The organism is Methylobacterium sp. WL120 (genome assembly GCF_008039465.1).
GTDB classification, from domain to species: Bacteria; Pseudomonadota; Alphaproteobacteria; order Rhizobiales; family Beijerinckiaceae; genus Methylobacterium; species Methylobacterium cerastii.
Genome location: NZ_VRUT01000169.1, coordinates 1 through 9595, shown reverse-complemented (window position 1 = coordinate 9595; position 9595 = coordinate 1). Strand labels below are relative to the sequence as shown.

At 71.7% G+C, this 9595-nt stretch carries 11 protein-coding genes and 1 pseudogene; 6 read left to right on the top strand and 6 right to left on the bottom strand.

The annotated features are described in order from the left end of the window. The 3 genes from FV229_RS22645 to FV229_RS22635 form a co-directional block, all read left to right on the top strand. Positions 1-425 (top strand): helix-hairpin-helix domain-containing protein (locus tag FV229_RS22645; protein WP_246688295.1); only part of this gene is annotated, 425 nt, incomplete at its 5' end. Positions 426-581: 156 nt separating this feature from the next. Beyond that, a complete protein-coding gene (locus FV229_RS22640) occupies positions 582-797 on the top strand; it encodes a hypothetical protein (RefSeq protein WP_147754119.1) in 216 nt (71 codons plus the stop codon). Between the two features lie 64 nt (positions 798-861). Then, on the top strand, positions 862-1290 hold the full coding sequence (locus tag FV229_RS22635; RefSeq protein ID WP_246688294.1) for a DUF3016 domain-containing protein: 429 nt from the start codon (positions 862-864) through the stop codon (positions 1288-1290). A 4-nt stretch (positions 1291-1294) separates the two neighbouring features. Here the strand turns inward: FV229_RS22635 and FV229_RS22630 are convergent, their stop codons facing one another. Both FV229_RS22630 and FV229_RS22625 read right to left on the bottom strand, forming a co-directional pair. Next, a complete protein-coding gene (locus FV229_RS22630; protein ID WP_147754118.1) occupies positions 1295-2101 on the bottom strand; it encodes an enoyl-CoA hydratase in 807 nt (268 codons plus the stop codon). A gap of 63 nt (positions 2102-2164) precedes the next feature. Next, positions 2165-2635 (bottom strand): AMP-binding protein, encoded by a 471-nt coding sequence (locus FV229_RS22625; RefSeq protein ID WP_147754117.1) that lies wholly within the window; start codon positions 2633-2635, stop codon positions 2165-2167. Between the two features lie 348 nt (positions 2636-2983). On the opposite strand from FV229_RS22625, the gene FV229_RS22620 reads away from it, so the two are divergent. Continuing rightward, complete coding sequence (locus FV229_RS22620) at positions 2984-3424, top strand: hypothetical protein (protein WP_187273621.1); 441 nt, start codon at positions 2984-2986, stop codon at positions 3422-3424. Positions 3425-3427: 3 nt separating this feature from the next. On the opposite strand, the gene FV229_RS22615 is transcribed toward FV229_RS22620, so the two are convergent. From FV229_RS22615 to FV229_RS22605, 3 genes and pseudogenes are all read right to left on the bottom strand, one after another. Further along, entirely contained in the window at positions 3428-4117 is a 690-nt protein-coding gene (locus FV229_RS22615; protein WP_147754116.1) for a uracil-DNA glycosylase, read from the bottom strand. Next, positions 4114-5650 (bottom strand): annotated as a pseudogene (locus FV229_RS22610) (bifunctional UDP-sugar hydrolase/5'-nucleotidase). Before FV229_RS22610 ends, FV229_RS22615 begins: the two are co-directional and overlap by 4 nt. A gap of 66 nt (positions 5651-5716) precedes the next feature. Continuing rightward, positions 5717-6670 (bottom strand): class I SAM-dependent methyltransferase, encoded by a 954-nt coding sequence (locus FV229_RS22605; protein WP_147754115.1) that lies wholly within the window; start codon positions 6668-6670, stop codon positions 5717-5719. A 155-nt stretch (positions 6671-6825) separates the two neighbouring features. Here FV229_RS22605 and hemH point away from each other — a divergent pair, with 155 nt between their 5' ends. Both hemH and FV229_RS27610 read left to right on the top strand, forming a co-directional pair. Further along, on the top strand, positions 6826-7911 hold the full coding sequence (gene hemH / locus FV229_RS22600) for a ferrochelatase (protein WP_147754121.1): 1086 nt from the start codon (positions 6826-6828) through the stop codon (positions 7909-7911). 156 nt (positions 7912-8067) lie between these two features. Next, positions 8068-8229, top strand: a complete 162-nt coding sequence (locus FV229_RS27610) for a hypothetical protein (RefSeq protein ID WP_187275252.1) — start codon at positions 8068-8070, stop codon at positions 8227-8229. Between the two features lie 41 nt (positions 8230-8270). Here FV229_RS27610 and FV229_RS22595 read toward each other — a convergent pair whose 3' ends face one another. Continuing rightward, positions 8271-9191 carry a peptidylprolyl isomerase gene (locus tag FV229_RS22595; RefSeq protein WP_147754114.1) on the bottom strand — a complete coding sequence of 307 codons (921 nt, stop codon included), beginning with the start codon at positions 9189-9191 and terminating at the stop codon, positions 8271-8273. Positions 9192-9595: the final 404 nt, after the last annotated feature.

Here is a 9595-nt window from a genome sequence, read left to right as displayed (position 1 = left end):
CGCCGGTGCCGGTGCCCTCGACGGCGCCGCGGCGCGACACGGCCCTGGCACGTCCGCCTGCACCCGCTCCCATGCCTGCGCCGGCACCGATGCCGACGCCCGCGCCTCAGCCGACGGCCGAGGCACCCGCCGTCCCGCAAACGCCCCCTGAGCCGCGAACCGTCGCCCCCGAGTTGGACGCCTCCCAGCCTGCCGGGCGGGCGGAGGTGGAGGCGGCCGCCGACACCGCCGGACCGCGGGCGTTGGCGCTCGTCGACCTCAACACCGCGTCGGTCGCGGATCTGAACGGTCTGCGCGGCGGCGGCAGTATCGGGCGGGCGATCATCCAGCGGCGGCCCTACGGTTCGGTCGACCAGCTGCTGTCGAAGCGCGTGCTCAGCCGCGCCACCTACGACAAGATCAAGGATCAAGTCACGGTTCGTTGATCTGGTTGGGAGCGAGACCGGCGGTCGCCTGTCAGGCGTCGCAGCCTCGGGAGCCGTCGCGAGAACTGGCGCAGTCCGCGTCGGTTGCCTATTGTGGCCCTCGACGGAGGGATCGTCCGCGCTGGCGATCCCCGATCGAAGTGCGAGGAGTTGCGCATGTTCACCCAGACCGGCAGCGCGATCCTTCGGGACGACCTCGGCGTCGAGGAAACCACCGAGACCGACAACATCGTCCGCTGGGACGGCGAGCGGCTCTACGTCGAGCACGACGTCTACCACAACGGTCAGCTGGTCCACCGCAAGTATCGCCGCAACGTCACCGAGCCGGTCGCCCGGGCGTTGCTGGCGGTGATCAACCGCACCAAGCAATGAGGCGTCTCGCGCTCGCCGCCCTGGCGGGGCTGGCGCTCGCCGGCCCGGCCGTCGCGAGGTCGGCGTGCGCTACGTGGCGCCCGAGCGCTTCACCGACGCCGAGGACCGCTGGGGCGCGTCGGGCCGGAGCCTGCGCACGACGCTCGCCGAGATGACGCGGATCTTCCAGGAACTCGGCAGCCGGCGCCTCGGCCCGGACGAGAGCCTCGACGTCACCGTCCTCGACATCGACCTCGCCGGATACGAGCGGCCGGGCTTCGGCACCCCGGGTGGGCTGCGTGTGGTCCAGGATTCGACGCCCCCGCGGATCCGTTTCGTTTACGCGCTGCGGCGGGGCCGGCGTGTGGTCGCCAGCGGCGAGGACACCGCCACCGACATCAACTTCATGCTGACGGCGAACCCGCGCTTTGCGACGGGCGGCCTGTACTACGAGCGCGCGGTGCTGCGCGACTGGTTCGCGCGCCGCTTCCCCGGCCCCGCGGGGCGCGGCTGAGGCCTCACGCCGGCCAGATCGGGGTGCGCTTCTCCAGGAACGCGTCGATGCCTTCGCCGGCCTCGGCAAGCATCATGTTCCGGGTCATCACCTCGGCGGCGTAGGCGTAGGCCTCCTCCAGGCCGAGCTCCTCCTGGCGGCCGAAGGCCTCCTTGCCGATCGCCAGCACCCGCGCCGACTTCTCGGCGATGCGGGACGCCGTCGCCCGCACCGTCGCGTCGAGGTCGGCCGCGGGAACCACGCGGTTGACGAGGCCGATGCGGAAAGCCTCCGCGGCGTCCACCGGCTCGCCGAGCAGCAGCATCTCCATTGCGACCTTGCGCGGCACGGCGCGCGAGAGCGCGACCATCGGCGTCGAGCAGAACAGGCCGATGTTGACGCCGGGCGTCGCGAAGCGCGCGTCGTCGGCGCAGATCGCGAGGTCGCAGGTCGCGACGAGCTGGCACCCGGCGGCGGTGGCGATGCCGTGCACCTGGGCGATCACCGGCTGCGGTAGCCGGGTGATCGCCAGCATGAGGCGCGAGCAGGCGCGGAACACCTCGGCGGCTGCCTCCCGCCCGGGATGGGCGCGCATCTCCTTGAGGTCGTGCCCGGCGCAGAAGGCCGGGCCGGCCCCGCGCAGCACGACGACGCGGACGGCCCGGTCCTCGGCGATCGCGTCGAGGGCGTCCTGCAGCGCCGCCATCAGCCCGAGCGAAAGCGCGTTGCGCGCCGGGCCACGGTTCAGCGTCAGCGTGGCGATGCCGCCGGCATCTTCGCGCAGCAGAAGCGGCGCGTCGGCGCGTGCGGTCTGCGTCGCGGTGGAGGACATGCCGTGGCTCCCGTGTCGATGGTTTCCCAACCTAACACGGTCTCGCCAGGTTTCGCGGATCTCTCAGGCGCGCCGCGGGGCCGATTCCTGCGGGTCGAGCGGGGCGTCGTCGTATTCGGCGATCTCGAGGTCGATCCGGGCGAAGTCGGCGCCGCCGTGCCACCATACCAGCGGCTGCACCGACACGAGGCCCTGCACGCCGCACAGGATTTCCGCGAGGCCGGCATCGACGAAGAGGTGGCGCGGGCCGATCGCGTCGAGGCTGCGGGCGAGCGCCGCCCCGCGCAGGGTCAGGTCGAGTGGCGCCACGGTGACGCCGACGGAGCCGAGGCCCTGCCAGATCGCCAGCAGGTCGGGCTGATTGCGCATCAGCAGGGCGACGACGTCGCCCTCGCCGAGGCCTTCATGCAGGGCCCAGCGGGCGTAGCGGTTGCGGCGCTCGCCCGAGGGCGTTCCGCCGGCGTCCGCCAGGCGCAAGGGGGGCGGGGCGAAGGCGGGATCTGGTTCTGCGCGGCGGTCGAGGGCGAAGTGCATGCGGCGTCCGGTCCGGCTCTGTGCGGAAGAGGTCGAACTCCGATCTGCGCGTCACCGGTTAATAGTAGGCTTCGCATGAGCGCGCCGGGCGTGATCAAGTCGAAACAGGTCCTGCGACCGTCTGGTGCTGGACAAGGGGGCGGGATGCCCAATGCCGCGCTGGCAGCGCACGGCACGATTGCAACGCAGGTAACGCTTAACCGTCTTTTTGCGGCGGCCTTTGCCGTGATCGTCCTGAGGCAATCTGCCGGGTCGGTCCCCCTGTGCGGCGCTCACCGTTCGGCGTATCCCGCCCCTCTCAGCGACTCGCAAGAAGTCGTCGCCCGGACATCGAGGAAACCTACGCCCATGCGCCTGCTCGCAACCCTGGCCGCCTCGGCCGCCCTGCTGACCGCCACCCTCGCTGCGGTGCCCGCCGAGGCGCAGATCCGCAACGCGCCGGCGCCGCGGGCGCTGGAATTCGCCGCCTACATCTTCGCGGCCTCGAACGTCTGCGGTTACCGCATCGGCACCGACACCTTCGAGGCGTTGCTGGTCAAGCAGGGCACCCGTTCGGCCGACGTCAGCCCGCGCGGCCCGTTCGGCGGGCGGGTGCAGTCGATCTTCGCGCTGATGTCGAACGACATGGCGCAGAACCGCGAGAAGGCCTGCCTCGCGGTCGCCGGCGAATACGGCCCCGAGGGCACGGTCGCCAAGAACGTGCTGCTGCCGGCAGGCGCCGACGCGGCCCCCGCCCCCGGTGCCGACAAGCCCGCCGAGCCGGCGCCTGCGCCGAAGCCGGCCCAGTAGGCTTCAGGGCAGGCGCCATTCGATCGGCGCCAGTCCGCGCTCGGCGAGCCAGGCGTTGGCGCGTCCGAACGGGGCCGAGCCCGGGAAGTCGCGGGCGCGGTTCAGCGGCGATGGGTGCCCGCTCTCGAACACGCCGTGGCGGTCGCGGTCGACCAGCGCGGCGCGCGCCCGCGCCTGCGCCCCCCAGAGCAGGAACGCGGCGGGCGTCGCGCGGGCCGACACCGCCGCGACCGCCTCGTCGGCGAGCGCCGCCCAGCCGTAGCGGAGATGCGCGCCGGCTTGGCCGGCCTCGACGGTGAGGGCGCTGTTCAGGAGCAGAACGCCCTGCCGCGCCCAAGGCGTGAGGTCGCCACGCGTCGGCTTGGCCGGCTCGACTTCGGCGAGGATCACCTTGAGCGAGGCCGGCAGGCGGCGTGCGCCGACATAGGAGAAGGCGAGGCCGTTGGCGTCCCCCGGCGTCGGGTAAGGGTCCTGCCCGAGGATCACGACCTTCACCTCGGGGAGCGGCGTCAGCGCCAGGGCGGCGAAGATGTTTTGGGGCGCCGGCAGCACCTCCGCGCCCGCCGCGATGCGTTCGTCGACGCGCGCCGCGACGGCGTCCGCCGCGCTGCCGGCGAAGAACGGTAGGGCGAGCCATGGAGAACCGCTCGCCCGGAAGTCGGCGAGGGCTGAGGAGGCGGAAAGCTTCGTCATCGACCGACCAGGATGCGCTCGCCTTCGCGCACGGCGATCGGCGCGTGGCGGGCGACATAGTCGATCACCGCGTTGGCGACGAGCCCGCCATCGGTCGCGCCGACCAGCGTCCGCCCTTGCGCCAGCATGCCGTAGCCGTTGCCGCCTTCGTACAGGAAGTTGTTGGACGCGACGCTGTAGGTGCGGGCCTCGTCGAGGGGCGCGCCGCCGACCTGCACGGACACGATCCTGGCGCCGGCCGGCGCGTCGGGGTCGACCCGCACGGTCAGCCCCGAGACCTGCACGAAGCGTCCGGCCGGGCGGCCGGACTCGCCGAGACCGGTCTCCAGCAGGGCGCGGACCTGTGCGCCGGTGATCGCCACCGAAACGATGGTGTTGCCGAAGGGAAGCTCGGTGAGGATGTCGCGCCGCGTCAGCACGGTCCCGGCCGGGTAGAGGCGGTTGCCGCGGATGCCGCCGCCGTTCATCACCGCGATCTCGGCCTGCGTCGCCTCCCGCAGGGCGTCGGCGACGAGGTTGCCGAAGCTCGCCTCGCGGGCGCGCACCGCGGCGATCCGGCTGTCCAGGGGGCGCGCCGTCTCGCCGACGGGCACGTCGAGCCGGCGCGACAGGTCGGCGCGACAGGTCGGCCTCCAGCCGCCGGACCAGCGCCAGGGTCTCTGGATCGGGCGCGACGTGGCCCGAATCGTGGATGCGGAAGCTCGGCCGCCAGGAAACCGCGCGCGTCTCTCCCTGGACCGAGATCGTCGCGAAAATGTCGATCGCGGTGACGTAGTGCGCGTCGCTGCTCGACTCCGCCAGCACGCGGCGGCCGTCGTAATGCATCACGAGGTCGTGGTCGTGCCCGGACAGCACGATGTCGGCGTGGCCCGCCTCCAGCATCGCCAGATCGGTCGGACGCGCCGTATGGGTCACCGCGACGACCAAGTCCGCCCCTTCGGAGCGCAGCGCCTTCGCCTGCTCGGCGAGGGTCGCGAGTTCGGGGCCGAAGCGCAGGTCGCCGCTCTGGGACTTCTCCGGCGTCGATGCCAAAGCGATGCCGACGATCCCGACGCGCACGCCGCCCAGCGTCAGGATCGTGCGGTCGCGGATCCCCGGGATCGCGCCGCCCGCCCCGTCGCGGAGGTTTGCGGCAAAGCACGGAAAGGCGGCGGCGCGCATGCGCTCGAGGAAGGTCTCCGGCCCGAAGTCGAACTCGTGGTTGCCGGGCACGAACACGTCGGGGGCCGCGATATTGAGCAGGTCGACGATGTGGCCGCCCTTGTCGAAGCCGGACATCAGCGAGGGCGAGAGCGTGTCGCCGGCGTGAACGTAGAGCACGGGGACGTCCCGTGCGCGTTCGGCCTTCACGATGGCGTTGAGCCGCGCAAAGCCGCCGCGGCCGGCCACCTCGCCCATCAGGTAGACGTCGTTGACCAGGAGCAGGGTCAGCGTCGGCTCGGGCGACGCTTCGGCGGCGCGGGCTGGCGTCGCCAGCCCGGCGGCGAGGCCGGCACCGAGGCCGAAGGTCTGGCGGCGATTGGGTGGGGGCATGGCGCGGCTCGACCGTGGCGGATGGCTCGCCCTACGCCGCGTCCCGTGACGCGCGCGCGACGCCCGCTATCGGTTCGAGAAGGTCTCGCGCACGGCCTTGGCGTTGCGGCGGACCATCGGCCAGATCCAGGCGCCCGACGCGAGGTAGGCCGCGGCCGGCATCGGCTTCAACTCCTCGGCGAGGCGCTGGGCGAGGCCCGGCGAGCGGATCGCGACCGGGGGCGCGTCGGTCTTGCGGTAGACCACCGTCGTGTCCTCGCGCCAGTACCCGGTATGGGGCACCAGGCCGGCGCGGCGTGCCGTGAGGTCGAAGGTGTCGCGCACGAAGCCGTGGACGTGGGCGAAGTGGAAGCGCTCGTGCGGCGGCTTGCCGGTGGCGGCCATGTTCGGCACCGCGGCGTAGAGCACGCCGTCGGGCTTGAGCCAGCGGGCCAGCCGCTCCATCACGTCGGCCGGGTCGCGCAGGTGCTCCATCACGTGGTGGGTGGTGATCACGTCGAACGTGCCAGGCTCGAACCGGTCGTCGCCCGCGTCGTCCAGCACCTCGACGCCGTGCGTCGTGCGGGCGTAGGCGGAATAGTCGCGGCCCGGCTCGACGCCGATCGCCTCGCAGCCGCGCGCCCGGGCGGCGGCCAGGAACTCGCCGGAGCCGGAGCCGAAATCGAGCAGGCGCGCGCCCGGCACGAGCTTGGGCGCCAGCAACTCCGCCCGGAACGCGGCCTCGCGCGCCGAGCGCTTGAGGTGCACGCGCGGCGGGCCGCCCGCGAAGGCGAGCTGGTAGTCGGCGCGGTAGGCGTGGGCGTAGTAATCGGCCAGCTCGGCCGGCGTCGGCATCGGGTCGGTGCGGATCAGGCCGCACTCGGCGCAGGCGATCGACTTCAGCGTCTTCAGCCGGCGGTCGGTCTCGGCGACGGTGACGCTCTCGGTCGAGCCGCACAGATTGCAGGCCGTGGGCGCCCCCGTGTAGGGGTAGCCGGTGAACGGCATGAAGTGGTTCAGGAAGTAGCGGGGAGACTGCATGTCGCGCTCTCGTCGGCCGGATCTTCGCTGGCAGGCTTCGTGCTCTAGTTAGATATCCGATCCCGCACAACCGCAGCGCCGTCGTGCGGCCCCACGACGCCGCGCCTCCGGCGGCTCCAGGACAGGAAGCGGCCGCCATGGCCGAGAACCTTACCATGAACGAACGCGTCGCACCGGCATCCCTGTCGGCCGTCACCTCCGTCGAGCCGCAGCGCGCCGCCGGCTCCGGCACGCTTCCGGCCGAGCACCCCCCGGTCCGCTGGGGCCGGGTCGGCGTGCTGCTGATGAACCTCGGCACGCCGGAGGGGACCAGCTATTGGCCGATGCGCCGCTACCTGAAGGAATTCCTGTCCGATCGCCGGGTGATCGAGGTGCCGCGCCTGATCTGGTGGCCGCTGCTCAACCTGATCATCCTCACCAAGCGTCCCGGCCCGAAGGGCAAGGACTACGCGAGCGTCTGGAACAACGAGCGCGACGAAGGCCCGCTCAAGACCATCACCCGCGGCCAGGCCGAGCGGCTGCAGGCGGCGATGGGCGACAGCGTGGTGGTCGACTGGGCGATGCGCTACGGCAAGCCCGAGGTCTCCCTGCGGATCCAGGCGCTGCTCGACCAGGGCTGCGACCGCATCCTGCTGGTGCCGCTCTACCCGCAATACGCCGCCGCGACCTCGGCCACCGCCTGCGACCAGGCGTTCAAGGCGCTGATGCAGATGCGCTGGCAGCCGACCGTGCGGGTCTCGCCGCCCTACCACGACGACCCGGTCTACATCCGCGCGATGGCCGATTCGATCCGCGAGGGGCTGGCCAAGCTCGACTTCGAGCCGGAGGTGATCCTCACCTCGTTCCACGGCGTGCCGAAGAGCTACCTGCTCAAGGGCGACCCCTACCACTGCCAGTGCGTGAAGACCGGGCGGCTGATCCGCGAGGAGCTGGGCTTCTCGACCGAGCGGATGCGGACCACCTTCCAGTCGCGCTTCGGCAACGAGGAATGGCTGAAGCCGTACACCGACGAGACCGTGCAGACCCTCGCGAAATCCGGCGTGAAGCGCATGGCGATCGTGGCGCCGGGCTTCACCGCCGACTGCCTGGAGACGCTGGAAGAACTCGACGGCGAGAACCGGCACTACTTCGAGGACAACGGCGGCGAGCGCTTCGCCTACATCCCCTGCCTCAACGACAGCGACCTCGGGATGAAGGTGATCGAGACCGTGGTGCGGCGCGAGCTTCAGGGCTGGGTCTGACCGCCCGGCCCGTCCGGGCATCGTGGCCGGCGTGTCGGGCCGTCAGCTCGCCCGCCATCTTGCGAAGCTTCGGCGCGCGGCTATCATCGCGCTCTCGACGCCGGGCAGCCCGGGTCCGCAAAGGTCCGGATAGCCCCGGTCCGCAAGGGTGATGAGATGGCGTTCTTTATCGGTATCGCCTGTCCCTGGCTCGTGATCGCCGTGCTCGACATCCTGGCGTCGAACCGGCGCACGAACGAGCTGACCGCGCTCGGCATCCTGCCCGACGCTCAGACCACCACGGCGGAATCGGCCTACCTGTTCGCCGCGCCGAACTAGACGGGGGCCGGTCGCGCGGACGCGACCGGCGGCACCGGGCCTCAGGGCTTCTTCGGCTCCTCGGGGGCCGGGGTCGGCGCCGGGGCCGCGATCGGCTTGCCGTTCTCGTCGAAGCGCTCGACCTTCGCGTCCGCGCGCAGCTTCAGGATCAGGTCCTGCTGCGCCTTGCGGATCAGCGCCTGGTCGATCTGCTCCTTGAGCTCTTCGAAGGTCGGGACCGGCTTGTTGCGCTTCTCCTCGACCTTGATCACGTGCCAGCCGAACTGCGACTTCACCGGATCGGAGACCTGACCGGGCTGCAGCTTGAACGCCGCGTCGGCGAACTCCTTCACCATCCGGTCCTTCGAGAACCAGCCGAGGTCGCCGCCCTCGGCCTTCGAGCCGGCGTCCTTCGTGGTCTCGGCGGCGACCTTGGCGAAGTCCTCTCCGCCCTTGATCCGCGCGGCGATCTTCTTGGCGTCCGCCTCGTTCTCGACGAGGATGTGCCGGGCGTGGATCTCCTCCTCCGGCTTCATCAGCTTGGCCGACTGGTCGTAGAGGGCGCGGGCCGCCTCAGGCGTCGCGGCCTTGCGGGCCTCGCGCTCGAGGTACTCGTCGAGGAGGAGCTTGTCGCGGAAGTAGGCGAGCTTGCGCTTGAAGTCCGGCGTGTCGCCGATCTTGGCGGCGTCGGCCGCCTGCGCGCCGACCTTCAGGTCGAGCATGTAATCGACGAGCAGGCCCTTCTTCTGCGCGTCGTCGACGCCCGGCAGCGACAGGGCCGGGTCCTCGGAGGCGACCGCGATGTCGCCGGCGGTGACCGGGATGCCGTTGACTTTGGCGACGACGCTGTCGGGCGACGGCAGCACCGAGGCGGCGACGGAGGGCTGGGCCGCCGGCGTCGGCGTCTGCGCGATGGCGGCGCCACCGAGCGCGAGCACCAGGGCGAGCGCGCTCGCGCCGCTGAGGGTGTGGGTCTTCGACATGGCGTTGGCGTTCCTGGCGTGTTTCGCCCCGACCCGCCGCGGCCGAGGGCCGGACGGCGTCGCACGAGGCGTCGAGGAAGCGGCGTCGGAAGCCGCGGGAATCGGGCAGACAGGTGGATCGCGCGACGCCCAAAGGCAAGGCGCAAAGGAAGTCCGCAAAGGCGGCCGCGTGTTCGCGACGGCGTCACGCCGTCCGTCCGGTCGAAGGCGCCGGATGCGTTGACTCTGTTTCTTGAGCTTTCGTGAACGCGCTCCGCGGCAGGCTTGCCCGATCGATGGAGGCACGGATGCGCAGGATCTCGCAGATCGGATGGATCGCCTTGGCGGCGTCGGCTGCCTGCGCGCTGGCGGCGACGCCCTCGATCGCCGAGGCGCGCGGGTTCCGCTTGCGGCTCGGCGTCGGC